The sequence below is a fragment of the Rhizobium mongolense subsp. loessense genome, from assembly GCF_900099775.1.
Classification (GTDB): domain Bacteria; phylum Pseudomonadota; class Alphaproteobacteria; order Rhizobiales; family Rhizobiaceae; genus Rhizobium; species Rhizobium loessense.
Genome location: NZ_FMTM01000001.1, coordinates 687,784 through 711,062 on the forward strand (window position 1 = coordinate 687,784; position 23,279 = coordinate 711,062).

Below are 23,279 nucleotides of genomic sequence, written 5' to 3' on the forward strand. Positions count from 1 at the left end.
AAGCTCTCCGTCGGGCGTGGGCGGCACCACTTCCCCCCGCTCGACGCGCCCTTTGACGAATGCCTTGGATGGCTCGTCGTTGGGCACGACGACGGTTTGGTCTGGCGGGTTTCCTGCTGCGTCACCCAGTTGTTCCTTTCTAGTGGCTGACGCCGCGCGCGCAGAGGCCGCAGTTGAAAAGTCGGCGCTCAAGGCGCGCGCCCCCGTCGACCTTGACGAGTGCGTGGGTCTTGGTCTTGTGGTTGCGCACCAGCCGGCGCTCCGGGTCGACGACCGTGCCGTAGTCGATCTGGCCACTCATGAAGAGGTCGTCGACGAAGGCCTTGGCCGCCGCAGTTCCGCTCGGGGGTGCGATTGGCTCGGCATTGAAGCCGGCGGACGTCACGACAAATTCGCGCGGCTCGGCCGCGGCCTCCACGAAGAGCACGCCGTCGATGCCATACTGGGACGCCGGCAGCCCGACCATCGGTAGGGGCTCTCGCTCGGCCCTAGCCGATTTTGCCGCCGCGGTGAGCGACTTGACCTTCGCCATCATTGGCAGCGAGGACGCGGATTGCAGGGAAAGGATGCTTCTCCCCACGAACACGCCCCTGGCAATCGACGAATAGGTCGGGTCTGCCTGGGCCGCGATTACCATGTTTGCAGCGACTTGGGCGTAGCAGTTGGTGACGACTGGCGACGACCACTTCACACCTTGAACGAGAAATCCGGCGAGGTCGTCGGCGACGGCAAGCAACTCTGTCTCGGTTGGTGCCCCCGGGTTGGCCGCCTTCGCGGCGAGCGAAACCCCGAGAATCTCGAAGAAGGCGCCCGTGAAAATACGCGAGAAGGAGTGCGGCTTCGACGAAAGCTGCGACAAGGGCGCTGCACTCGGGAGCGTCATCGGGTCCTGATAGTTGAACGAGTTGACCGCACTGCGCAGGCAGTCCGCCTCGGCCAGATCAGGATCCTGCGCGCGGAGAGCGGTTCCGAGCTGCTCCGCGAGCCTTGAGAGACGCGACGTCGTGTACAGGTTTCCGCCACTGACGGCGAGGACAGCGGTCCGCAGCGACGGAATCTGGATAGCCGACATCAAGGCACTGATGTCGCCGAAGGACTCATGAAAGGCCGCGATCTCCTTGCTGGCGACGTCCCATAGCTCGGGCATGAACGCGTCAAGCACGGCGTGGCCCACTTCGTGACAGCTTACGTCGGGACTTTCGCAGGTGAAGACCGTTCCAATCGCACCCGGACCGTGGAAGAAGTTCAACGCAGTCCGATTGTAGTTGGCGTCGAGGTCGAATCCGTTGTCGAGCACGACGTTGAGGCTCGGCCCCCCTTGCCATTGCGTCAGCGGTACCCGTTGCGCCCAATAGTCGGCGCCTCGCCTCAACGCGGCCGCGGTGGCCCAATAACGGAACTCGGACGTTCCGTGTGCGTAGACGGCAGGCGGCGGCCCCCCCGCTGGGAACGAGAACGCAAGGGGAAGTTTGGAAAGATCCGGTGTTGGCACCGTCAGACCCACAGCCGTTTCAGGATCGTCCTCCCACGTGCTCACCGTTCCAGCAGGAGTGTAGGAAGATGCATTCGTCTTTGGGGTCTTGGTCTTCGCGGCAGCGGTTGCCGGCTTCGTCAGGGCTTTTTTGGATTTCCTGGGCGTTTGAGACATGCGCATGCCCTTTCCCAAATGTTGCACTTGATTGAACGATGACTATTTCGGCGCAAAAGATACGGTGTGAGCGCCTTCCTGCGCCTTCACGGCGGCGCGCACCAAAGCGTCATGGGCCTGGAAGGTCAGACACTGCCTTGCTGGTCCATTTCTCCAGGCCCTCCAATCGCTAATCTGGACGATGACGATCCCACTGTCCGGGTAGATGTGGACGAACTGGCCGTCCCGACCGATCGCAGTGAAGTCAGAGACGCCACGTCGGAACCACCAGAAGTACCGGTATGCCAGAGGGCAGCCGGCATTCTGATAGCGATTGTTCGCGTCGATCACGTCGCCGGTGCTTCTCCTGGTTGCTACGTCGAACCACGCTTCCGGAATGATCTGGCGACGGCCCACCCTTCCTTTGTTCAGAACCAAGACACCGAACCGCGCGAGGTCACCGACCTCCGATTTGAAACTGCACGACCCGATCGCGTTTCCGTCCCGATCGATGCCCCACGATAATTCAGCTTGCAATTCGACGGATAAGACAAACAGCCGCATCTTTGCCCCTGACGCGCAAGTTAGATCCATCCATGAGCATGCGTTAAAATATGCAACCTGTCGAGGCGCAATTGCCATGCGTGCAACTACGATTGCTGCTACTTCGCGCTTATACTTGCTTGTCGGAGAGGTATGACTCGTGATGAACAACCGCGAGACTCAATCAGGATATATCCGAGACGCAAAACGGCCGAGACGATTGTCTGCTTTCGGCGCAGAAGTCGACGCAACGCATTTCAAGGTTAGCGGCTGGAATCGACCCGAAGACGACCTTGGCCCGCCGGATCATGAATGGCAGCCCTACGCCCGCAACTGCCCTTTCCGACCCCCGCGCCGGATCCCGATATCTGCCACGCGGGCCTTGCAGTTGTTGTCCGGCTGTTTGCGCATGTCACATGGTAATAGCCACAGCCGCGTGACCGGCGATCCTGGTTCATTGAGGTCGAACCGTCCGCAAGAAACGCCCTCTCCGAATCGGGCTTCCGCGCCCTTAACGGAAATAATTGACAGTCCAACCAAAACGGCGCTCCGTGGTTCGACGGCGATGGATCTTGGCACCCTTGGTTGATGCCGGCCCTCGCCGTTACGATAGGAGGATGCAATGCCGACAGTCATTGGCCACCATAACATCTCAAAGGGAACGAAGCACTGGCTCGACTCGCCAAAGCGCAAAGAGCTTTTTGGTCCGCTCGGCGTGACCAACATACGAACATTTGTAGATCCACAAAATCCGTCTCGGGTGGCCGTTCTTATGGACGTTCCGGACATGGACGCCATGATGAAGGCTATGCAGAGCAAGGAAGCCGCGGATGCGATGGCCTTCGATGGAGTGGTGCCAGAGTCCTTGGTGATCCTGGTCGAATCGTAAAGGCGATTGCACTGCTGGCCAGGGTTAGTAGGGTTTGGTCAGCGGTTGCCGCGCGGCTCCGGTCATTCTGGAAAGCGCCCATTATCGGCGTAGAGCCCGCTGGCCACTGGCTTCAAGAGCGGGCCCTGTGCGTGAGCGCCGACGTTGGTCTCGGTCGCCAAGATCAGCCGATACAGCTTGCGCAACCCAATGTCGGCTCAAGTCAGCAAAGCAACTATTCCGCGCGTTCACGCTGGACTTCCGCTTGCCACCCGATTCGGACCCTGACGTGCGAGGCTCGCTTTAGGCCCCAAGAGCGGAAATTATTTCCGTTTCCGCGCGCCGGTTGAGTGAGGCCCTGCGCCGGGGCACAAAGATGGCATCCACGGTCGCCCGCGACGGAAAAACAGAGGGAATTCAAAGGCGATCTCGCTAAGCATTTGAAATGATGTGAGAATCAATGTTCCCCAGCCAATCACACCCAGGTCGTGAACCGACCTCATTATGTCAACGACGTAGCGTTATCTTCGCCTCGTGGATGTCCCGCTTGCGATGCCAAGCCGATCGAAGAACACCGCACGGATTGCTTCCTGACTTCAGCGCATCTTCCTCGTGTTCGCTAGACGACCAGCAGCATGGAACCGGTGCCAAGCAGTACCAGCGTCCATACGAGATCCACGTTGAGCCAGGCGATGCGCAATATCTCGAGCCCGATCCAGCGATAGACCACCAGGGCAACGAGACTTGTAACCGCCGCAAGTGTATGGACCCCGACCGCGGCGATCGCGATGGCGGCAGACCCATCCCCGCCGATTTCGCGCAATGGGGAATCCGAAAGACAAAGTGGTATCAACGCTGGCAGGATCATCAGTCCGGCCCCATGGGCCGTCGCCATCAGGAACGACCAGAACGCCAGGCCGGCAAGCCCCGTGCGCATGCCGATACGAACTCGACGCCCGTGTCCGACGAAATGATGCCAGACAGCCCAGCCTATGAGGCCGACTCCCGCAGCCGTGCGCACAGCATCCTGGTTCACGAAAAGACCGGCCGCGACCAGGGCTCCAGCCACCAGTGCGACCGACACGGCGTGTCCGACGGCGATGGCGGGCACTGCCTGAACCACGGCGGCAGAACTCTGCCGATGAACGCCAAGCGCCACGGCAAACAGCCATCCCATCGCCGGGTTGAGACCATGAAAGGCTCCAAGTCCCGCCAACAAAATCCATGGCCAGAGTTCGTTCATAGGCGCCTCATCCGGCTAACCTTCGCTCCTTACGGATAACAATATGAATCTGACGAGCAATCCCCACCCTGGAGGCGGACCTGGTGCGGGCGATGCGATTTTGGCCATTCGACAAAGAATTTCTCGTCGAATGCAATCCCGCCGTCAGGCACCGCGTCCAGCTTCACCATCCAGCCGGAAACGCCATCGGGATAGAACTGTTCGTCGATCGCACCGTAGAGAGAGTTGGTGAAATAGACACGGCGACCATCACGGCTGATCTCGACCATCTGCGGTCCGCCATTCAGCGCGCCATTCTTCGCTCCTGGATGTGAGGCGCGCGAAACGATGCCGCCGATCCGAACTTTGCCAGTCAGTTTCGGCTTGAACGGATCGGAAACATCGTACTGATGCAGGTCGCCGGTTCCCCAGCACGACACGTAGAGAAATCTGTCATCCATCGAAAGGTCGATGTCGGTAACGAGTGGTGGCACGGCATTGAAACCCTTCAGCATCGGCGGCAACAGGTCTGGATCGGCAGGCTCGGCCGGAATGTCGATCACCTTTGTCACCGCCCATTGGGTGCCGTCGCGGTGCCAGACCCAAATCGAGGAGGAGAGGTCCTCAAGACTAAGAACGCAGTTGACAAAACCATAGGCCTTGGTCGGGTCATGCGCAGGTCTAAGCTCGAATACGAGTTGATACTTGTCACCGAAATCGATCGTCTGCAGGTGCTTGCGCTTATGCAGATCCCAAAAGTGCAGACGGCGGCCGTATTTCGCGCCGAGCAGGATTTCGGGGATCAGGCCGCTTTCGAACGTATCCGGCGTACCCCACTCGCTGGTGACGAGTGTGTCGTGGCCCAGATGCCACCAGACGTCATAGGACAGCTGTTGCGGTCCGCGATCCATTTCCCACTGTCCGCGCACCTCGAATGTCTCGTGATCCATGAGGAACACGCCGCCCGGTCCCTTACCCTCGGCATTGCCAAGTGCTGCGACATAGATGCCTTCTGGTCCGCAGTGAACGGTGTGCGGCCTGGAGTAGCCGGCCCGGTCGGCGACTTCGCCGGGTTCGATGACCTTGACGATCGATGGCCTGCGCCCATCGGGCTTGGTGTCGATGATATGGATACGCGAGGATTTCAATCCAGGTACCACCAGATAGCGGCGCTCTGCATGCGGATGCGGCGCATTCGGGCAAAGGCAGGATGAACAGGCGTTCCAGCCGAAATGATGCAACTCGTCGCCGACATTAGGCATCGCAAGCGATGTGACGATCTGACTATAGGAGGCTGATTGAGGATCGACATCAACGACGGCGAGTTCGTCGGGAACCGCTCGCGTCGGATCGAAGGCGACGACATAGGCAAGTGTCTCCGGCGCAGCCTTCATAGCCATTCGCGGTGACGGATAAAAACTTGGATCGGGTTTCCACGTTACCATGTAAAGTGCTCCTGGCTCGCGTTTGCTAAACATGAATGATGTTCGCTAGATGCTTGCCGACAGCCAACTCAGCGCTGCGGACGGGGAAGGATCCAAGGATGTTTCGACGGGATACAGGGTCGAAACCGCCCTCTGCGGCTGAGAGCTATAGAGGTAATCCTCCCCGGGTAATTGTCTCAGATAATGGCAGGTTTTGGCAGTCCCTTTTTCGCCGCCTCCCTCATCGCGGCTTCCACTTCATTGCTCCATGCAAGCCGCGCCCACGATACGACAGACGTCGCGAAATTCGGCAGTTCCGCTCGGCAAGCCCCACTGCAGGTCCTCTTCGCGACGGAGCCGCTCATGTGCTCGCCATGAACGTGCCCTACTCAGCGCCATCGACACCAAAGGCCATATCACTCCTCAGCGCCGCATGGTATATTTTGAGGCATGGCGACTAGGCCTCTGGAACAGCAGATTGCTGATCGCGGCGGGTCGCGAGTGCCACATCATGACAGAGGCGCCGCTGCGCATGCGGAACCGCTCTCGTGCACAAGATTGGTATCAAGGCGGAGCGCTGTTTCATGCACCGAATCGCCGTCGCAGTTTTCGCACTTGCAGCCGTGGTCAGTTATTCCGCGCAGGCTGAGATACTGATCGGCGTTTCAGCGGCGATGACCGGACGGCTCGCGTGGATCGGCGAACAGGGGCAGCGTGGCGCAGAGATGGCCGTGGCCGATCTCAATGCGGCGGGCGGCGTCCTAGGCCAGCGGGTGCGGCTCATCGCGGTCGACGACTTCTGCGATCCAGAGCAAGCGGTAGCCGTCGCCAAGAAACTCGTGGCCGACGGTGTGGTTCTCGTCGTCGGGCACTACTGCTCTGGAGCCTCAATCCCGGCATCAAAGGTGTATGAGGCGGCGGGGGTTCTGCAGATTTCACCGGGGTCGACCAATCCACTGCTGACCGAGCAAGGCCGTGCCAACGTGTTCCGCGTCATTGGTCGCGACGATGCGCAAGGCGTCGTGGCCGGCAACTATCTGGCCGATCATTGGGGCAACAAGAAAATTGCGATCCTTCACGATGGCACCACCTATGGCAGGGGCCTTGCCGATGAGACCAAAAAGCAGTTGAACAAGCGGGGCATGACCGACACGATCTACGAGGCGTACAGTCCAGCGAAGAACGACTATTCGGTTGAAATCGCTGCACTAAAGGCTGCAAAGGTCGCCGTGGTATATGTCGGCGGTTATCATGCTGAAGTTGCGCTGATGGTTCGCGCTGCGCACGACCAAGGCTACGCGGTTCAGTTCATTTCAGGCGATGCCCTGGCGACCGAGGAATTTGCGCTGATCGCCGGTCCAGCCGCTGAGGGCACTCTCTTCACGTTCTCCGCGGACGCCCGGCGAACCCCCCAAGCGGCCCCGGTGGTGGAGCGGTTTCGTGCAGAAAACTTCGAACCCGCAGGCTATACGCTGCTGAGCTACGGCGCCGTTCAGGCCTGGGCGCAGGCGCTCAAGGAGGCCGGTTCACTGGAGGTGCGCGAGGTGATTGCTTCATTGCGCGGCCACTCGTTCGATACTGTATTGGGCCGTATCGACTTTGACGACAAGGGCGACCTCACGGTTCAGAGCTGGGTATGGTATATCTGGAGGGGTGGCGAATACGTGCCATTGGAATAACGCAACGCTGATCACTGCCGATCGCGTTCGAGAAAAAAGCTGTGCGGGCCATGTTGACCACATCAGCCGGATCGATGGGTCGCCGCGATGTTTGAACGTCTCGGCATACGTGGCCGCTTACTCTTTGCTTTCTTTGGTATCAGCACCTTCGCGGTGCTCGCAACCGCTGCAGCCGTGTATGCCTTTCTGCAAGTGGGCGAGGTCGTCGAGAGGATCACGGAGCGCCGGGTCCCCTCTGCGCTTGCATCGCTCGAGCTCTCCCGTCAAGCTGAGCGGGTCGCCGCCACTACGCCGGCCGTACTTGCTACGACCAGCACGGTTCAACACAACGAGGTCTCGGCTGCGATCGGTGTGGAGATGTCGCGCCTCGAAGAGTTGCTCGCCGCGCTCAAAGACACCGCGGCAAGCACGGCGGCGGTAGCGGAGATCGAAGCCGCAGTGATTGGCCTGAGGCGCAATCTCAACGCTCTCAACGATCTCGTCGCCGCTCGCCTCGGTGTGGTTGCACGCAAAGAGGAACTGCTGGGCCGCTTGTCGGCTACGACAGTCGCAAGCGAGCGTCTCGTGGCACCCGGCATCCTGGTGATGAACTCCAAGGTCCCCCAGTGGCGTGTAACCGTGGCGGATGCCGCCGTACCACCCGAAGCACGCGCGGCGGCTACGACAGAGCTTGCACAGGCAATCTCCGCCTACATCCCGCAACAGAAGGCACAACGGGAGATTTCCGCGATCAACGAAGCGCTGCTCAAAACGGCCGTTGCGCCGACGCCCGGCGACCTGGCGCTGATGTCGTTTCCGCTGCGCCGCTCGGTCGAGTCGCTTGCGGCGGTGACATCGGAGATCGATGAGAAGCTGCGGACGCGGTTCCGTCAGCGCGTTGACGAGTTCGAGGGGCTGATCGACGGGCCGAAGAGCATTGCACGGGCGCGTGAGGATGAGCTCGCATTACTCGCAAACGGCGGGAAGCTTTTGGCCGAGAACGCTCAGCTCTCGCGTAATTTGACCGTTGCCGTGGATCGCTTGGTAGCTGCGGCTAACCGCGACATCACCGAGGCTGGTCGTGAAGCTACGATCGTCCAGCGCTACGGTACCGGTGTTGTTCTCGGCTCAGCCATTCTGAGCCTCCTAAGTTCAGTTCTGATCGTCTGGTTGTATGTCGACCGCAATCTTCTTGCCCGCTTGTCGGGGCTGAGCCAAAGCATGCTTGCCATCGCCGGCGGCAATCTTCGGGCACCACTGCCTGCCACAGGCCGCGACGAGATCGGCCGCATGGCCAAGGCGCTTTTGTTGTTCCGTGACACTGCAGTCGAGGTCGAGGAAAAAAACCTGCGTGAGGTCGCCGAAGCGCGTCAGCGACTCGTCGATGCAATCGAGAGCATCTCCGAGGGCTTCGCCCTTTACGATGCTGAGGACCGGCTTGTTCTGTGCAACAGCCGCTATAGGGAAATCCTCTATCCCGGCATAGCCGATGCCGTCGTGCCGGGTGCGCAATTTGAGACGATTGTCCGTAAGGCGGTGGAACAGGGCCTCGTCGAGGATGCGAAAGGCCGGGAGGAAGAATGGCTCGCCGCGCGCCTTGAGGCACACTGCAACCCTAAGCAGACACTGGTTCAACATCGCAGCCATGACCAGTGGATTCAGGTAAATGAGCGGCGCATTACCGGCGGCGGCACGGTCGCGGTCTACACCGATATCAGCAAGCTAAAGAGGCATGAAACGGAGCTCGAGATCGCCCGCGACGCGGCCATGGCGGCGACACAGGCCAAGAGCAAGTTCCTTGCCAGCATGAGCCACGAGTTGCGCACACCGCTGAACGCCATCCTGGGCATTACCGAAATGCTGCAGGAAGATGCCAGCGAAGCCGGCCAGGGCGAACTGATCGAACCGCTTCAGCGGGTCTCGCGCGCCGGCAAGCATCTGCTCAAGCTCATTAATGAGGTCCTCGATCTGTCAAAGATCGAGGCCGGCCGCCTGGAATTGCATATCGAGGAGTTCGATATCGCAGGAATGGTTCAAGATGCCGCCACAACCGCAAATCCCCTTGCGCAGAAAAACCGCAACCGGATCATCATCCGCTGCCCGGATGACATTGGTAGCATGCGCGCCGATCAGCTTCGTGTGCGCCAGATCCTCCTCAACCTGTTGAGTAACGCCTGCAAGTTCACCGAGAACGGCCAAGTGACGATTGGGGCCACCTGCGCGAAGGATGATGGAGGGGGTGGCGTCATATTTACCGTCTCCGACACTGGCATCGGCATGACGCCGCAGCAGATGACGAACCTGTTCCAGGAGTTTAGTCAGGCCGACAGCTCCACCACCCGCAAGTACGGCGGCACTGGGCTAGGGCTTGCCATCAGCCAACGCCTGTGTCGCGCGATGGATGGCCAGATCACTGTGGACAGCACTCCCGGCGCCGGTACCAAGTTCACGGTGTGGCTGCCGTCGGCAATCGACGCAGGCCCCACGCTGCAAGAGCCGGCCTCTGCCACCGCGGTCGCCGCCGATGATCACGTTCGCCTCGTCTCGAACGTGGTCCTCGTCGTTGATGACGATAAGGCGGTGCGGGACCAGATGCGCCGGTTTCTTGCCCGCGAAGGTTGCGATGTCGTGACGGCCAGGGACGGTGCCGAAGGCCTTAATCTGGCCCGGCAGGTGAAACCCGCGCTCATCACCCTTGACGTGCTCATGCCGGGCTGCGACGGCTGGAGCGTCCTGCAGGAACTGAAGGCGGATCCTGAGCTCGCGAGTATCCCCGTGGTGATGCTCACCATGGCCGATAACAGGAATCGAGGGTACGCGCTCGGTGCCGCCGATTACATGATGAAGCCGATCGACCGCGACGCGCTCAGGAAACTGATCGCCAAATTCTGGTCGGGCGCGCCCAGCCCAGCGCTTCGTGTTCTGATCGTCGAAGATGATGAGAACACGCGCCAGCAATGGCGTCGCATACTGAGTGCCGAGGGTTGCAATGTGGACGAGGCCGAGAATGGCCGGATCGCGCTGGAACGGCTCATCCGCGCGCCTCCGGACCTGATCATTCTCGACCTCATCATGCCGGAAATGGACGGCTTCGAGTTCCTTGTCGAACTGCGAAAGCAGCCTGCCTTCAAGGCGATGCCGGTCGTGGTTGTGACGGCGGCGACCCTTGGCAAGGAAGACCACCGGCGTCTGAACGGCGGCGTCGAGCGCGTGCTCGCTAAGACCGCCTTCAGCCGCGACGAGCTTCTGGAGGAATTGCGCAAGATGGTTGGTCGATACGTTGTCAAACGAAGCTCACCTGACAAGGATCGCCGTGATGGTTAGGATCCTCTATGTCGAGGACAATGAGGACAACGTCTACATGCTGTCCGCGCGACTAAGACGCAAAGGCTACGAGGTAGTCGTCGCCACCGATGGCGATCAGGGCGTGGCGCGTGCACGATCGGACGCCCCGGCGCTAATCCTGATGGACTTAAGCCTTCCCGTCCTCGACGGCTGGGAGGCGACAAGACGTCTCAAGGCATTGGCTGAGACGCGGGGTATTCCCGTGATCGCACTCTCGTCGCACGCGATGGCTGGCGATCGCGAAGCAGCACTGGCAGCCGGGTGCGATGACTTCGATACCAAGCCCGTCGACTTCGCGCGCCTGCTTGGAAAGATCAAGGCCCTGCTCCCAAAGGAGTCGATGCCATGAGTGAGGTTGGACCTGCCCTGCTCGTCGTCGATGATAACGAGGACAATCGCTTTACGCTGACCGAGCGCTTGAAGCGAGAAGGCTACCGGAACGTGGAATGCGCCAGCAACGGACGGGAGGCGCTCGAAATACTGGCAACGAGACCGTTCGACCTCGTACTGCTCGACATTACGATGCCGGAAATGGACGGTTACCAAGTGCTCGAGCACCTGAAGGCCGACACAACGCTGCGCAACATTCCGGTCGTCATGATATCGGCGGTCGATGAGATCGACAGTGTGGCGCGCTGCATCAGCCTCGGCGCCGAGGATTATCTGGCCAAACCGTTCAACGCGGTCCTGCTGCGCGCCCGCGTGGCCGCGTGCCTTGAAAAGAAGAGCCTGCGCGACCAAGAGGCGGTATATACACAGCAAATCGAAAGCGAAAAGCGCCGAGCCGACGAGCTTCTGTACGCCATCCTACCCGCCGGCGCGGTGCGCGAGCTCAAAGCGACCAATGAGGTTCGGCCCCGCCGATACAATGAAGTCGCGGTGCTATTTTGTGATATCGTTGGCTTCACAGCCTATTGCGATGAGAATCCGCCAGAGAAAGTGGTGGAGGATCTTCAGGCGCTGATCGGCGAATACGAACGAATCGTCCGTCGGCATGGGATGGAGAAGATCAAAACAATCGGCGACGCCTTTATGGCTACGGCCGGCCTGTTTGATCGCATGCCAGATCCAGTTTTTGCCAGCTTGCAATGCGGACTCGACATGGTGACGGCATCACGCCGCATCGAGCCCAAATGGGAGGTGCGAGTCGGCGTTCAGTTCGGTCCAGTTGTGGCGGGAATCATCGGGCAGCGGCAATATGTGTTCGACCTGTGGGGCGACACGGTAAACATGGCCTCACGGATCGCAGCCCATGCTAGCCCTGGGACTGTAGCGACCAGCGGGGCCACGTGGCATCGCATTCGCGAGCGGGGTCGCGGGCGCTCACTGGGCTTCGTGGAAATCAAGGGCAAGGGTCGGATTGAACTGATCGAATGCCAGGAACTTCGTTGAGGGGACGGGAACAATCCTAGCATTGCATCCCCGTGCAGCCTTAAATCCTTGTTTTTTTGGGTGTTCCGGGTCGCGTTTTGACGCAATACGCTTGTCGTCCGTGAGGCCGGTTCGACCACTCGTCGGTTTAGTCAGCATGTGTCCCGGCACCGCGGCGTATCTCACCTCGGCCGGCGGATGGCCCGCACTTTGCCGCTGCTCCCGCCGCCGCAAAAGAGCCGATCGCCGCCATCGGCTTCGAGCCCGGAGACACTCACACCGGCCGGCATGGCGAGCACTTCCAGGACCTCCCCCGTTTCAGGATCGACATGCCTGACTTCGCTCTCGTCTCCTTCCCAAGTGGCGTGCCACAGTTCGCCGTCAACCCAGGTGACCCCCGTGACGAAGCGGCTGGACTCGATGGTGCGGAGAACCGCTCCTGTCTCGGGATCAATCTGATGGATCTTGCGATCTCGGTATTGCCCCACCCAGAGCGTGCCCTCGGCCCAGGCAAGGCCAGAGTCGCCGCCGCCGGGCGCCGGGATCGTGGCGAGCACGCGGCCGGTCTTCGGGTCGATCTTCTGGATGCGGTCCTCGGCAATCTGAAACAGGTGCTCGCCGTCGAAGGCGGTCCCTGCGTGCGCGGCAACATCAATGGAGCGCACCGTCTCTCCGCTCGCCGGGTCGAGAGCGTTCAGTTTGTCTCCGGACGCAAACCAGACGTGCCGGCCGTCGAAGGTAACGCCGTGCACCTGCTCGGCACCCGGAAAAGGTCCATATTCACGGAGAATTTCGGCTGCGGATCTTTTCATGATTCCACCCTGTCTTTTCAGGTTTTCAACTCGGTTCAGGCCCTGATCTTAATCACCCGGCAGCGGACCGGGGAGTAACAAGATCGTCGGGAATCCCGGCACGGGCGGGGTCATCCAGCGACGCGCCCGCCCGCGACCATAAGACTGCACCTTGCCTGCTGCGGCAAGGTGCTCGAGCGCCCGCTGTACCGTGCGCGGGCTGGCTCCGAGCGCAATCGCAAGCGCTGAGCTCGACCATGACTCGCCGTCGGCGAGAAAAGCGAGCACCGCGGGATGCTGCTCTTCGACGGCCGGCGCCAGCACAGCGATCTCGCAAGCCCGGCGCGGCGCCAACACAAAGCCTCGCTTCGTCGCCTTCACATCTGCAAGCGTTCGGATCTCCGCGCGCAGCCGCCCGATCTCGACCCGCAGTCGCGCGCGATGGGATTCGTCGGCATGTTTTCCCCGGAATGCGCGTGCGATGAGCGCGCCCCTCGACACGTCTCCAGGCCAGGCTTCGCCCAGCGCACGGGCAAGCGCGAACAATACCGGGCGCGTCGCGAGCGGGACGGCCAGCCGGTCGTCCCGCACGATATTCCGGCACGCGTCCACAACAAGCGCACCGGATGCCGGGAGCGCTTCGATCTCCTCGAGCAGGAGCGGGCGTTCCTCACCACGCGCAACCAGGCGCGCTGCGGGCGTTATCAGGAGGAGGGATGCTCGTTCTACCTCCGCCGTGAGCGCAGGGATGTCTGCCTCGCTGGCGGCGTGCCTGGCCCGTGTGAGAGCCTCGCCCGCCGCTTTCGTCTGGAGACGCCGAATTGCGATCCCTGCAACAACCAACTCATGGGCGGCCCTCGACGCGGGCGGGAGCGGTGCTTGGTCGAGCGTAGCCAGCATGCGCTCGGCCTCGTCGAGGCGGCCGATCAGGAGCAGGCGCCGGACCTCCACATTCCGTGCATGCGCGGCATTGATGCGGTCGCCGTGGACTTCGAGGGTCGCCCGCGCTGCGTCGAGCGCCTTGGCAGGCCAGGTGAGATCGCGCGAGACGAGTGCGATCTCTGCCTCGGCGACGACACACCTTGCGCGCGCCACCGCCTCCTTGCGGCCGAACGCACGCTCCGCACTCTTGAGGAGAGCCGTGGCCCGGACGAGATCGCCGAGCTGCGCCATCGCAATACCCCTGAGCGCAAGTGCTGGTGCGTCGTCGCGCAGGGCGACCCGCTTCAATGCGCCGAGGGGATCACCTGCGGCGAGGGCGCGTGCTGCGGCAGTGATCAGCGAGTCCATCGGAATCCCGTCACACTTGTAACTCCCACCATTCGATATCCGGCCCTAGTCTATTCATGACCAGCAAGCAACACGCCGCACCGAAAAATGGGACGGCGACAGACAGCCATTGGAGAAGAACGATGACGGCACACATAACCGGAACACGCCAAGAGTGGTTGTCGGCACGCCTCGACCTGCTCAAGGATGAGAAAGAGCTGACACGGCGAAGCGACGCATTGGCGTTGCGGCGTCAGGAATTGCCCTGGGTTCGGATCGACAAGGAGTACCGGTTCGAGACCGAAGAAGGGAGCGCCAAGCTGGTGGATCTATTCAGGGGCCGCTCGCAGCTTCTCGTCTATCACTTCATGTTCGGCCCCGACTATACGGCCGGCTGCCCGTCCTGCTCTTCGATCGCCGATGGATTCAACGGCATCGTCGTCCATCTCGAGAACCACGATGTCGCCTTCTCGGCGGTCTCGCGCGCACCGCTCGCAACACTGCAGGGATTCAAGCGGCGGATGGGCTGGACCTTTTCCTGGGCGTCGTCGAACGGCGGCGACTTCAACCGTGACTTCGGCGTCTGGTTCACTGAAGAGCAGCAGCGCGAGGGCAGCATAGAATACAATTTCCATCGCGAGCCGCCGGCACCTGAGCCACTTCCAGGAAAAACCGTTCAAGAATGGCAGTTGCGTGGCAGCGAGGGGCCGATCGCGCAGATCGCAGCCATGACCGGAGCCGACGTTGCCACATATACGCGCGACAGGCCGGGCCTCAGTGCATTCGTGCTCGACGATGGCATCGTCTACCATACCTATTCCAGCTATGCGCGCGGTCTGGACGGCCTGTGGGGTATGTACCAATGGCTCGACCGTGCTCCTATGGGGCGCAACGAGCACGGCATCTGGTGGCGCCACCACGACAAGTACGACAAGCAATTTCGCCCGGGGGGTCACAACAATGATTGCTGCTCGGCGTGAAACTTTGGGCTCCGCCGGCGAAAGCGGCAACCTGGCGGCCCTCGGTGCCGCGGATTGGCTATCCCTTGCGGCGGCGCCGACCTTCGCGGTCATGGCGCTGTTGACAGCGGTCTTTGGCGGTGCGGACATGATCTGCTCTGCCGCGTCTCATACGTCACCGCTGAGTGGAATGGTCCCGATGTACTTGCTGATGAGCGCCTTTCATTTGGCGCCCTGGCTGAAGCTGATCTCCGGCCTGCGAAGCGCAACCTGCCGTCCCGACCCGGCTTTTACCCCGCAAAGCACCAACGAACAGGGGAATAACTGTGCAGAATCAAATCGTTTCGCACGAGGGGTGGCTGAAAGCGCGCCTTGAGACCAGCGTCTTCTACAAGGACGAGGAAGGCCCGTTATTCCACACCTATTTCTGCTATGAGCAGGGCATCGACATGGTCAATGGCGCCTACCAGTACCTTGACCTCGTGTCGAAAGGCCGTGATGAGGACGGTTTTAACTTCCCGATGGAGTAGCTACGCCGGCACGATGAGTATTGATGGACGTAAAAGATGCGGCGCCCGGTGGTGTAACCAGCAACCATCTGGCAGTGCCATCGCAAGCGGTGGCCGGCGCCCTTGTTGCGGGTGAGCGTTTGCCTACATGCTGTCTCACGCTAAGCGGGACATCCATTCTGCGCCTCAAACGGTGGCAGGCAATAGCAACACAGGAGAGACCAATGCAAGAGGCCCTTGTCGTTCGTCGCGAGACGCATATCCCGGCGCCGCCCTCGGCGGTGTTTGCCCTGTTGACAGATCCAGAGAAAATCCTGCGCTGGATGGGTACTGAGGCGGAGATCGAGCCGCAGCCTGGGGGGATCTATCTGGTCAACGTCACCGGCGCTCGCTTCGCCCGCGGCTCCTTTCGCGAGGTAGTGCCGGTGCACCGTCTGGCCTACAGTTTCGGCTGGGACGGCAGCGAAATCGTACCGCCGGGGTCGAGCCTGGTCGAGATCGACCTGATCGAGCAGCCGGACGGGACGCTGCTGCGCCTGACCCACACTGGCCTGCCCAATGCCGAACAATGCGCCGGCCATGCGGAAGGCTGGGCTCACTACCTCGGCCGGCTGGTCGAAGTGGCAGCCGGACGCGACCCGGGCCCGGATCCGATGCATGGCAGATATGACTGAACTCCGCTCCCGAAACGCCGCCTTGAGGCGAGCGCCAGGCAACGGTCAGCCGTCCGCAGCTTCGTCCGCGCACGCCTCTCCTCGATGACGTCCTGTCGCGGATGTCCTCCGACATAGCCAGGCGGACATCCCCTCGCCACGGCGTGGATGACAGCCTCCGGCCCCCGTGGCATGATCGCGGCATGGATCTGCCCGCCCCCCTCGCCTGGCTGGTCGACGAGGCTGGCGCCTCATTCGACCCCGAATCGTTCCTGGCCGAGCTCGGCGGCCGGTTGGTCGCCGACGGCCTGCCGCTGGCCGGCGCAGCCCTGACGCTTGCCGTGCCGCATCCGATCATCGCCCGCCGCACCTGGTTATGGCGGGCCGAAACCGCAATAGTGATCGAGGCGCTCGGCTTTGCCGGCGGCCCGCCCGGTCAGGCCGGACACAGCTGGCTTGTCGGACTTGGCCCCGTGCTGGAGGAGACAGTCGGCCCGGCTCCGGACAGCCCGGTGCTGGGTTGGGCCGGGTGCCGACCATTCAATCCCGCCGAGGTCTACCGGCTGCGACAGGCCTCGCGCTTTGCCGCCGCTCCCCTGGCCGCGCTGGCCGCACGGGCGGCGCTGGCAACGCTGCTTGAGGCCTATCTGGGCCGACGCAGCGCCGCGCAGGTGCAGGCCGGCGCGCTCTGCCGGGGTGCCGGCGAGACCATCCGCGCCGCATTGCTCTGTGCCGATCTGCGCGATTTCACAGCGCTGTCTGAAGCGACAGAGCCCTCCGTCATGATCGCTGCCCTCGACGCCTGGTTCGACCGCGTCACTGGAGCGGTACATGCTTTCGGGGGCGAAGTGCTGAAGTTCATCGGCGACGGCGTGCTAGCGATCTTCCCGGCCGCCGGCGCGCCGGGCGAGGCTTGCGACGCGGCGCTGCGCGCGGTCGCCGCCGCCCGCGCCGGCATGGCTCATCTCGATGCGACGCGACAGGCGCAGGGCCTGCCATCGCTGCCATTCGGCATGGCGCTGCATTTCGGAGAGATGTTATGGGGCAATATCGGCGCTGCCGATCGGCTGGACTTTACCGCCATCGGCCCGGCGGTCAACCTGGTCAGCCGGCTCGAAGGGCTCTGCAAGCCCCTTGGTCACAGCGTACTCATCTCGGGCGCTGTCGCCAAGGAGACGACAACAACCTTGATTCCATTGGGCGAACACGCATTGCGTGGCATCGCCGATCCCTGCGCGGTCTTCACCCTGCCGGGGGATTGAGCTGTCCGGGCTGGTAGGGACATTGGGTGCGCGACCACATGAGAGGTCGATACGACTGCAGGCAATCGGCTTTGGCAGCGGCCGGCATGCGCCCACCTGCGCCGGTCATTTCCAGAGGTCGAGCTCGGCAGCGACTCGGGTTCCGCTCAACGTCCACTTACCAGTGGCGGTGTCGGCCAATGAAGGTCCGCATCACGGTCAAGAGATTCCCCAACAAGCCATTCCTTTTGGCGCCCTGCCGCTTGCGTATCTTAAAACGTAGCAGTACTAGCCCTGCCCTCCGTTGCTTCTGAAGTTCCGACTGATCGTCAATGCCCGCCATACGAAGCCTGCCTGCGCCCGCTGACACAGGCGCCAGGCAAAAAAGGCCTTCACCGCAACGCGGATGAAGGTTACAGCAGTCAATCGCTGACGATCATGCACTGGACTTGAGCCTATGACCGATACTGTTACCGATCGCTTCCTTCGATATGTCGTTATTGACACGCAATCGGATCCCACGTCGTCGACGCAGCCTTCCACCGACAAGCAGAAGAATCTCGGTCGTATGCCGGTCGAGGAACTGCTGGCAATCGGGCTTTCGGATGCGCATCTCGACGAACACGGCTATGTCTATGCGACCATTCCGTCCAATGTGGACAAGCCAGTGCCAGTCATCTGCTTCTGTTCGCATATGGATACCGCACCGGACTTCACCGGAACGAATGTCAAGCCGCAAATCGTGCGGAGCTACAGCGGCGGCGACATTAGGCTTTCAGGCGATCCGCAGCAGATCATTCGCGTCGCCGACAATCCGGCGCTCAACGACCAGATCGGCAACGACATCATAACCACCGACGGTACGACGCTGCTCGGGGCCGACGACAAGGCCGGCATTGCCGAGATCATGACGGCAGCGCAAATCCTCGTCGACAATCCGGATATCAAGCACGGGGCGATCAAGATCCTCTTCACGCCGGATGAGGAAATCGGCCGCGGCGTCGACAAGGTCGACCTTGAAAAGCTCGGCGCCCGGTTCGCATACACCATGGATGGCGAGACGGCAGGGCATATCGAAGACGAGACCTTCTCCGCCGATGGCGTCGAGATCACCATTCAAGGTGTGGCCATCCATCCCGGCTTCGCCAAGGGAAAGATGGAAAACGCTATCAAGATCGCTGGCGAAATCATCAGCCGGCTGCCGAAGAATCTGGCGCCGGAGACGACCGAAGGCAGAGAGGGATTTGTTCACCCGACGGGCGTCACAGGCTCGATGGAAAAAGCAGCCCTCAACCTTATCGTTCGTGACTTCAATGACGATGGCCTCGCAGCCAAGGAAGCCATGCTGGAGAGGATCATAAAGCAGGTCATGGCGGACTATCCCGGCTCCTCTTACGGCTTCAAAGTCAAGCCGCAGTACCGCAACATGAAGGCCATCCTCGACCGCCATCCGGAAATCATCGACAACGCCGTCGAGGCAATCCGGCGCGCCGGAATGGAGCCGGTGCGCGGCAGCATCCGGGGCGGAACCGATGGTTCGCGGCTTTCGTTCATGAGCCTGCCCTGTCCCAATATCTTCGCGGGCGGCCACGCCTTCCACTCGCCGCTCGAATGGGTCAGCCGACAAGATATGGAGAAAGCGGTCAAGACGATCGTCGAACTGGCGAAAATATGGGAAGAGCGCGCTTAGGCGCGCGCGTCCTTATTGCACTCGACTCAACTGCGAAGGCCAGGCGCCTCATGACCGGTGCGCGCCACATATTCCGTGTAGCCGCCGCTATACTGGTGAATGCCGTCGGGGGTGAGTTCCAGCACCCGGTTGGACAAAGCGCCCAGGAAGTGCCGGTCGTGTGAAACGAACAGCATCGTGCCCTCGTACTCGGACAACGCCTTGATGAGCATTTCCTTGGTGTCCAGATCCAGGTGGTTTGTCGGCTCGTCCAGCACGAGAAGGTTCGGCGGATCGAAGAGCATCATTGCCATGACGAGCCGCGCCTTCTCGCCGCCCGAGAGCACGCGGCATTTCTTCTCGACGTCGTCGCCGGAAAATCCGAAGCAACCCGCCAGCGCTCGCAGTGAGCCCTGCCCCGCTTGCGGGAACTTATCTTCCAGTGACTGGAGTACGGTGCGGTCGCCGTCCAAGAGATCCATGGCGTGCTGCGCGAAATATCCCATCTTCACACTGGCACCGAGAGCGACGTTTCCTTCATCCGGCTCCGCCGAACCCGCGACCAGCTTCAGAAGCGTAGACTTTCCCGCGCCGTTGATGCCCATGATGCACCAGCGCTCGCGCCGCCGTACCATGAAATCCAGCCCTTCGTAGATGGTCCGGCTGCCGTATTTCTTGTGCACGTTCTTCAGGCTGATGACATCTTCGCCCGAGCGCGGTGCCGGCAGAAACTCGAATGAGACGACCTGGCGGCGCTTGGGCGGTTCCACCCGGTCGATCTTCTCCAGCTTCTTCACGCGGCTCTGTACCTGCGAAGCATGCGAGGCGCGGGCCTTGAAGCGCTCGATAAACTTGATTTCCTTGGCGAGCATCGCCTGCTGGCGCTCGAACTGGGCCTGCTGCTGCTTCTCGTTCTGGGCCCGCTGCTGCTCGTAAAAGGCATAGTCGCCGGAGTAACTGTTCAGGTTGCCGCCATCGATCTCGATAATCTTGGTGACGATGCGATTCATGAACTCGCGGTCGTGCGAGGTCATCAGCAGCGCGCCGTCGTAACCTTTCAGGAACTCCTCCAGCCAGATCAGACTTTCCAGATCCAGATGGTTACTCGGCTCATCAAGCAGCATAACGTCCGGACGCATCAGGAGAATTCGGGCAAGCGCCACACGCATCTTCCAGCCGCCGGACAGTGCGCCCACGTCGCCGTCCATCATTTCCTGGCTGAAGCTCAGACCGGCCAGAACTTCGCGCGCACGTCCTTCCAGGGCATAGCCGTCCAGCTCCTCGTAGCGCGCCTGGACCTCGCCGTAGCGCTCGATGATCTTGTCAATGTCGTCGGCCTGTTCGGGGTCCGACATGGCAGCCTCGAGCTCCCGCAATTCGGCAGCAACGATGCTCACGGGGCCGGCGCCGTCCATCACCTCGGATACGGCGCTGCGGCCCTCCATCTCGCCGACATCCTGGTTGAAATAGCCGATGGTGACGCCCTTATCGACGGATACCTGTCCCTCGTCAGGGTGCTCCGCCTGTGTGATCATCCGGAAAAGGGTCGTCTTGCCGGCACCGTTCGGACCGACGAGGCCCACCTTGTCGCCTCTGTTGAGCGCTGCGGTCGCCTCGATGAAGAGGATGCGGTGGCTGTTCTGCTTGCTGATGTTTTCGATACGAATCATATGCGATAAGGACCCAGAAAAGTTTTTCGGTGGCCTTATGGCACGGGGCGGCGAGGCTGTCGCAAGTTTTTCCGCATTAAGATCTATTTCGGGGTCGCGCCTGATGCCGGATAACACGGACGCTCTCGGCACAAAAAACCCGGCGCTACGACGCCGGGTTTTTCAAACATCTCATTTCGTCGCACTATTCGCGGCGCATCAGGCGCATGACGAGCGATACGACGAACAGCACCAGGAATATGAAGAAAAGAACCTGTGCTATGGACGCCGAAGCGCCTGCAATCCCGCCAAATCCGAGGACGCCGGCGATCAGGGCTACGACGAGAAATACCAAAGCGTAGTACAGCATGGTGAACTCCTCTTTCGATTCTGATCTATCAACGGCTACCCTTGGCAATTGGTTCCCAAAGGCCCGGTTTCCGGGCATCAGCCGAACTGAATGATGCCCTGATGCGTGCGGTCGCCTTCGTCGGGGGCGGGCGGCTCTGCTGCTTCGAGATAGAACTTCACGGGCGCGGTGAGCACGAACCAGATGCAGGCGCCAGCCATGAACGCCGATCCGATGGGCTCATCAATGCGCGTCACGAACGGCAGCCCGGCCGAGGCGAAGAGAACGGTCATCCGCAGAGACCATTCCGCCTCACGCTTGCTGATCGCTCGGGCTCGCAGCGATTTGTAACGCCGCGCGTCATAGTCGCCCCGTCCCACCCTTGCGGAGGAAGCCAGCTTCCAGATGGACGGCAGAGCCAGCATCAACAACGCCGCGAGGCTGAGGACAAGAGGCTGACCGGAGAGAGTGTACCGGCTTGCCATTGCCAGGAACGAAAGCGCCGCCAGGTTCCACACCGGTTCCAAACGATCCGGATGCTGCGCGGTGTAAACATGCCAAGCCCGCAGCGTACGCGCCGCGCCGGAAAGCAGCGGCTCGTCGATGTAACGATTGATCCAATCCATGTTGAAATGCCGGTCCCTGTCGTATCGAGATGATCGGCAACACCATGCAATCTGGTCATCATGATGGCGGGACGGCGTTCATGCCGTCAATTTTGACCTGAGGTTATCGACGATTTCCCGCATCCGGTCTGCCGGGGCATGGCCGATCAACATGAAGGCATAGCTCCGGCTGGACCAGTAGATGACGTTCATGCCTTCGCGGCCTTCGATGTCCGGGGCCTTTTCGCCCTTGTCCGAGCGGATGATGCAGAGCGCCATCGGGCCGGTCTCGGGATCAAGGTAGGCGATCTGAGCGAGCGGTCTTTCGTCATATTCCAGGAGCAGCACGCGCTTAAAGTCTACCCCCGGCAAAGCAACCATCCTGGGGGAAAGTGCAAGTCCGAGCTTTCGGTCGATCTGGGCAAGCTGAACGCTCTGCACATCTGCAGGCGGAACGGGACCTGCCAGCGTGTCCGGCGTGTAGAGCGAGATATATTGGGCGACGACAGCGCGCCATTCGGCGGCCCCCTCGTCCTGCGAAAGGCTGCGGCTGATGCCGAGATAGGCGCGGTCTGCAATGACACCGACGACCACCGAAGCGGCAAGCGCGCCGAGAAAGCCGCGGCGGCTGGCAAAGCTTGAGCCCCTACTTTCCCGCTGTGTGGGAATTGCGGCAAGCATCGTTTCGAGGCTCGCCCGCGGCGCGGCGGCGAGAAGCGGGGTGAAGGCCTCCTTGAATGGCAGGTTGCTGTGGGACAGGAATTCCAGCCTGGCGGCTGCGCGTTCGTCGGCATTGACGAGCGCTTCGATGCGCGCAGCATCCTGCGACGGCAGTTCGCCGTCGATGAAGGCCGTCAGTTCTTCGTCAGAGGGTATCTTGATGTCGTTGCTCATTGCCGTCCCTCGTCCGAAATGGCTCCGCAAAGCGTCGCACGTGCTGCCGCCAGCCGGCTCATCACGGTTCCGATCGGTATGGCCAATACATCCGCCACCTCGCGATAGGAGAGCCCTTCCACGTAGGCGAGGAAGACGGCACTGCGCTGTGCTTCGGGCAGCGCGTCCACCTGCAGCAGCACCTGATTTGCCATGACGTGCGTTTCGGTGTCGCGGGCTCCATCGAAGACCAGCGCTTCCTCCGGATCAGCCAAGCCCTTGCCCTGGCGGACCTTGCGGGAACGGATCTCGTTCAACCAGATCGAATGCAGGATCGAAAACAGCCAGCGATCGAGCCGTGTCCCCTGCTGGAATTGCCCGCCGCGTTCCAGCGCCCGGACACAGGTCTGCTGCACGAGGTCATCGGCCACATCGCGCTGCCGCGAGAGCACGAGACCATAACGCCAGAGCCTGGCAAGGTTCTCCGTCAGGCCTTTCCTGATGTCCGCTTCGCTCGCGATGGCCGCCTCCGCCCCAGTTCGTCTTCCGGGGATCGCCAGCCGAAGCGGCAATCCCGTTTCCAGGCGACTATAGGCACGAAATGCGGCGCGCGCGACCGGCATTCGATCATCCCTCCTTCCTGCCACGCGCCCG

General features: G+C 61.4%; 20 protein-coding genes and 2 pseudogenes. 11 read left to right on the forward strand and 11 right to left on the reverse strand.

Annotated features, from left to right (window positions below; translation table 11 throughout):
* Positions 1-139: 139 nt before the first annotated feature.
* Complete coding sequence (locus BLP23_RS03445) at positions 140-1,654, reverse strand: gluzincin family metallopeptidase (protein WP_233426619.1); 1,515 nt, start codon at positions 1,652-1,654, stop codon at positions 140-142.
* 36 nt (positions 1,655-1,690) lie between these two features.
* On the reverse strand, positions 1,691-2,191 hold the full coding sequence (locus BLP23_RS03450; RefSeq protein WP_092583546.1) for a serine hydrolase domain-containing protein: 501 nt from the start codon (positions 2,189-2,191) through the stop codon (positions 1,691-1,693).
* Positions 2,192-2,792: 601 nt separating this feature from the next.
* Between BLP23_RS03450 and BLP23_RS03455 the strand changes: the two genes are divergently transcribed.
* Positions 2,793-3,059: a hypothetical protein gene (locus tag BLP23_RS03455; RefSeq protein ID WP_092583547.1), complete on the forward strand. Its 267-nt coding sequence runs from the start codon at positions 2,793-2,795 to the stop codon at positions 3,057-3,059.
* Between the two features lie 598 nt (positions 3,060-3,657).
* On the opposite strand, the gene BLP23_RS03460 is transcribed toward BLP23_RS03455, so the two are convergent.
* Together BLP23_RS03460 and BLP23_RS03465 are read right to left on the reverse strand one after the other, a co-directional pair.
* Positions 3,658-4,281: a hypothetical protein gene (locus tag BLP23_RS03460; RefSeq protein ID WP_092583548.1), complete on the reverse strand. Its 624-nt coding sequence runs from the start codon at positions 4,279-4,281 to the stop codon at positions 3,658-3,660.
* Between the two features lie 29 nt (positions 4,282-4,310).
* Positions 4,311-5,705 carry a selenium-binding family protein gene (locus BLP23_RS03465; protein ID WP_092583549.1) on the reverse strand — a complete coding sequence of 465 codons (1,395 nt, stop codon included), beginning with the start codon at positions 5,703-5,705 and terminating at the stop codon, positions 4,311-4,313.
* A gap of 563 nt (positions 5,706-6,268) precedes the next feature.
* Between BLP23_RS03465 and BLP23_RS03470 the strand changes: the two genes are divergently transcribed.
* The 5 genes and pseudogenes from BLP23_RS03470 to BLP23_RS03485 all read left to right on the forward strand — a co-directional run bounded on the left by BLP23_RS03470 (position 6,269) and on the right by BLP23_RS03485 (position 12,079).
* Positions 6,269-7,363 carry a branched-chain amino acid ABC transporter substrate-binding protein gene (locus BLP23_RS03470; RefSeq protein ID WP_092584256.1) on the forward strand — a complete coding sequence of 365 codons (1,095 nt, stop codon included), beginning with the start codon at positions 6,269-6,271 and terminating at the stop codon, positions 7,361-7,363.
* Positions 7,364-7,450: 87 nt separating this feature from the next.
* Positions 7,451-9,319: pseudogene (locus BLP23_RS34260) on the forward strand (PAS-domain containing protein); the annotation flags it as partial.
* A 162-nt stretch (positions 9,320-9,481) separates the two neighbouring features.
* A pseudogene (locus BLP23_RS34265) lies at positions 9,482-10,666 on the forward strand (response regulator); the annotation flags it as partial.
* Positions 10,659-11,036: a response regulator gene (locus tag BLP23_RS03480; protein ID WP_027513595.1), complete on the forward strand. Its 378-nt coding sequence runs from the start codon at positions 10,659-10,661 to the stop codon at positions 11,034-11,036. The pseudogene BLP23_RS34265 and the gene BLP23_RS03480, both read left to right, overlap by 8 nt.
* Positions 11,033-12,079: an adenylate/guanylate cyclase domain-containing protein gene (locus BLP23_RS03485; RefSeq protein ID WP_092583551.1), complete on the forward strand. Its 1,047-nt coding sequence runs from the start codon at positions 11,033-11,035 to the stop codon at positions 12,077-12,079. The genes BLP23_RS03480 and BLP23_RS03485 overlap by 4 nt, the downstream gene beginning before the upstream one ends.
* Positions 12,080-12,240: 161 nt before the next feature.
* Here BLP23_RS03485 and BLP23_RS03490 read toward each other — a convergent pair whose 3' ends face one another.
* A complete protein-coding gene (locus BLP23_RS03490) occupies positions 12,241-12,870 on the reverse strand; it encodes a Vgb family protein (RefSeq protein WP_092583552.1) in 630 nt (209 codons plus the stop codon).
* 48 nt (positions 12,871-12,918) lie between these two features.
* Positions 12,919-14,139, reverse strand: coding sequence for a helix-turn-helix domain-containing protein (locus BLP23_RS03495; protein ID WP_092583553.1), 1,221 nt, complete (start codon positions 14,137-14,139; stop codon positions 12,919-12,921).
* Positions 14,140-14,261: 122 nt separating this feature from the next.
* On the opposite strand from BLP23_RS03495, the gene BLP23_RS03500 reads away from it, so the two are divergent.
* From BLP23_RS03500 to pepT, 5 genes are all read left to right on the forward strand, one after another.
* Complete coding sequence (locus tag BLP23_RS03500; RefSeq protein ID WP_092583554.1) at positions 14,262-15,098, forward strand: DUF899 domain-containing protein; 837 nt, start codon at positions 14,262-14,264, stop codon at positions 15,096-15,098.
* A 305-nt stretch (positions 15,099-15,403) separates the two neighbouring features.
* Complete coding sequence (locus BLP23_RS03510) at positions 15,404-15,607, forward strand: DUF899 family protein (protein ID WP_233426620.1); 204 nt, start codon at positions 15,404-15,406, stop codon at positions 15,605-15,607.
* A gap of 203 nt (positions 15,608-15,810) precedes the next feature.
* The gene (locus tag BLP23_RS03515; RefSeq protein WP_022717253.1) at positions 15,811-16,260 is read left to right on the forward strand and encodes an SRPBCC family protein; all 450 of its coding nucleotides are present in this window, start codon (positions 15,811-15,813) and stop codon (positions 16,258-16,260) included.
* Between the two features lie 182 nt (positions 16,261-16,442).
* Positions 16,443-17,501 (forward strand): adenylate/guanylate cyclase domain-containing protein, encoded by a 1,059-nt coding sequence (locus tag BLP23_RS03520; protein ID WP_092583556.1) that lies wholly within the window; start codon positions 16,443-16,445, stop codon positions 17,499-17,501.
* Positions 17,502-17,937: 436 nt separating this feature from the next.
* Entirely contained in the window at positions 17,938-19,170 is a 1,233-nt protein-coding gene (pepT, locus tag BLP23_RS03525) for a peptidase T (protein WP_092583557.1), read from the forward strand.
* Between the two features lie 26 nt (positions 19,171-19,196).
* On the opposite strand, the gene BLP23_RS03530 is transcribed toward pepT, so the two are convergent.
* From BLP23_RS03530 to BLP23_RS03550, 5 genes are all read right to left on the reverse strand, one after another.
* Positions 19,197-20,819: an ABC-F family ATP-binding cassette domain-containing protein gene (locus tag BLP23_RS03530; protein ID WP_092583558.1), complete on the reverse strand. Its 1,623-nt coding sequence runs from the start codon at positions 20,817-20,819 to the stop codon at positions 19,197-19,199.
* A gap of 184 nt (positions 20,820-21,003) precedes the next feature.
* A complete protein-coding gene (locus BLP23_RS03535; RefSeq protein ID WP_022717247.1) occupies positions 21,004-21,168 on the reverse strand; it encodes a DUF1328 domain-containing protein in 165 nt (54 codons plus the stop codon).
* A gap of 77 nt (positions 21,169-21,245) precedes the next feature.
* Positions 21,246-21,773, reverse strand: a complete 528-nt coding sequence (locus BLP23_RS03540; protein WP_139187030.1) for a hypothetical protein — start codon at positions 21,771-21,773, stop codon at positions 21,246-21,248.
* Between the two features lie 78 nt (positions 21,774-21,851).
* Positions 21,852-22,646: an anti-sigma factor family protein gene (locus tag BLP23_RS03545; protein ID WP_092583559.1), complete on the reverse strand. Its 795-nt coding sequence runs from the start codon at positions 22,644-22,646 to the stop codon at positions 21,852-21,854.
* The gene (locus BLP23_RS03550; RefSeq protein WP_092583560.1) at positions 22,643-23,248 is read right to left on the reverse strand and encodes an RNA polymerase sigma factor; all 606 of its coding nucleotides are present in this window, start codon (positions 23,246-23,248) and stop codon (positions 22,643-22,645) included. Before BLP23_RS03550 ends, BLP23_RS03545 begins: the two co-directional genes overlap by 4 nt.
* Positions 23,249-23,279: the final 31 nt, after the last annotated feature.

Bases quoted from the DNA above. Each gene is read 5' to 3' on its own strand.
- BLP23_RS03520 (WP_092583556.1), top strand. From the start codon at position 16,443: ATGGATCTGCCCGCCCCCCTCGCCTGGCTGGTCGACGAGGCTGGCGCC.
- BLP23_RS03545 (WP_092583559.1), bottom strand. From the start codon at position 22,646: ATGAGCAACGACATCAAGATACCCTCTGACGAAGAACTGACGGCCTTC.
- BLP23_RS03445 (WP_233426619.1), bottom strand. From the start codon at position 1,654: ATGCGCATGTCTCAAACGCCCAGGAAATCCAAAAAAGCCCTGACGAAG.
- BLP23_RS03470 (WP_092584256.1), top strand. From the start codon at position 6,269: ATGCACCGAATCGCCGTCGCAGTTTTCGCACTTGCAGCCGTGGTCAGT.
- BLP23_RS03500 (WP_092583554.1), top strand. From the start codon at position 14,262: ATGACGGCACACATAACCGGAACACGCCAAGAGTGGTTGTCGGCACGC.
- BLP23_RS03515 (WP_022717253.1), top strand. From the start codon at position 15,811: ATGCAAGAGGCCCTTGTCGTTCGTCGCGAGACGCATATCCCGGCGCCG.
- BLP23_RS03540 (WP_139187030.1), bottom strand. From the start codon at position 21,773: ATGGATTGGATCAATCGTTACATCGACGAGCCGCTGCTTTCCGGCGCG.
- BLP23_RS03455 (WP_092583547.1), top strand. From the start codon at position 2,793: ATGCCGACAGTCATTGGCCACCATAACATCTCAAAGGGAACGAAGCAC.
- BLP23_RS03535 (WP_022717247.1), bottom strand. From the start codon at position 21,168: ATGCTGTACTACGCTTTGGTATTTCTCGTCGTAGCCCTGATCGCCGGC.
- BLP23_RS03495 (WP_092583553.1), bottom strand. From the start codon at position 14,139: ATGGACTCGCTGATCACTGCCGCAGCACGCGCCCTCGCCGCAGGTGAT.
- BLP23_RS03480 (WP_027513595.1), top strand. From the start codon at position 10,659: ATGGTTAGGATCCTCTATGTCGAGGACAATGAGGACAACGTCTACATG.
- pepT (WP_092583557.1), top strand. From the start codon at position 17,938: ATGACCGATACTGTTACCGATCGCTTCCTTCGATATGTCGTTATTGAC.
- BLP23_RS03490 (WP_092583552.1), bottom strand. From the start codon at position 12,870: ATGAAAAGATCCGCAGCCGAAATTCTCCGTGAATATGGACCTTTTCCG.
- BLP23_RS03465 (WP_092583549.1), bottom strand. From the start codon at position 5,705: ATGGTAACGTGGAAACCCGATCCAAGTTTTTATCCGTCACCGCGAATG.
- BLP23_RS03460 (WP_092583548.1), bottom strand. From the start codon at position 4,281: ATGAACGAACTCTGGCCATGGATTTTGTTGGCGGGACTTGGAGCCTTT.
- BLP23_RS03550 (WP_092583560.1), bottom strand. From the start codon at position 23,248: ATGCCGGTCGCGCGCGCCGCATTTCGTGCCTATAGTCGCCTGGAAACG.
- BLP23_RS03530 (WP_092583558.1), bottom strand. From the start codon at position 20,819: ATGATTCGTATCGAAAACATCAGCAAGCAGAACAGCCACCGCATCCTC.
- BLP23_RS03485 (WP_092583551.1), top strand. From the start codon at position 11,033: ATGAGTGAGGTTGGACCTGCCCTGCTCGTCGTCGATGATAACGAGGAC.
- BLP23_RS03450 (WP_092583546.1), bottom strand. From the start codon at position 2,191: ATGCGGCTGTTTGTCTTATCCGTCGAATTGCAAGCTGAATTATCGTGG.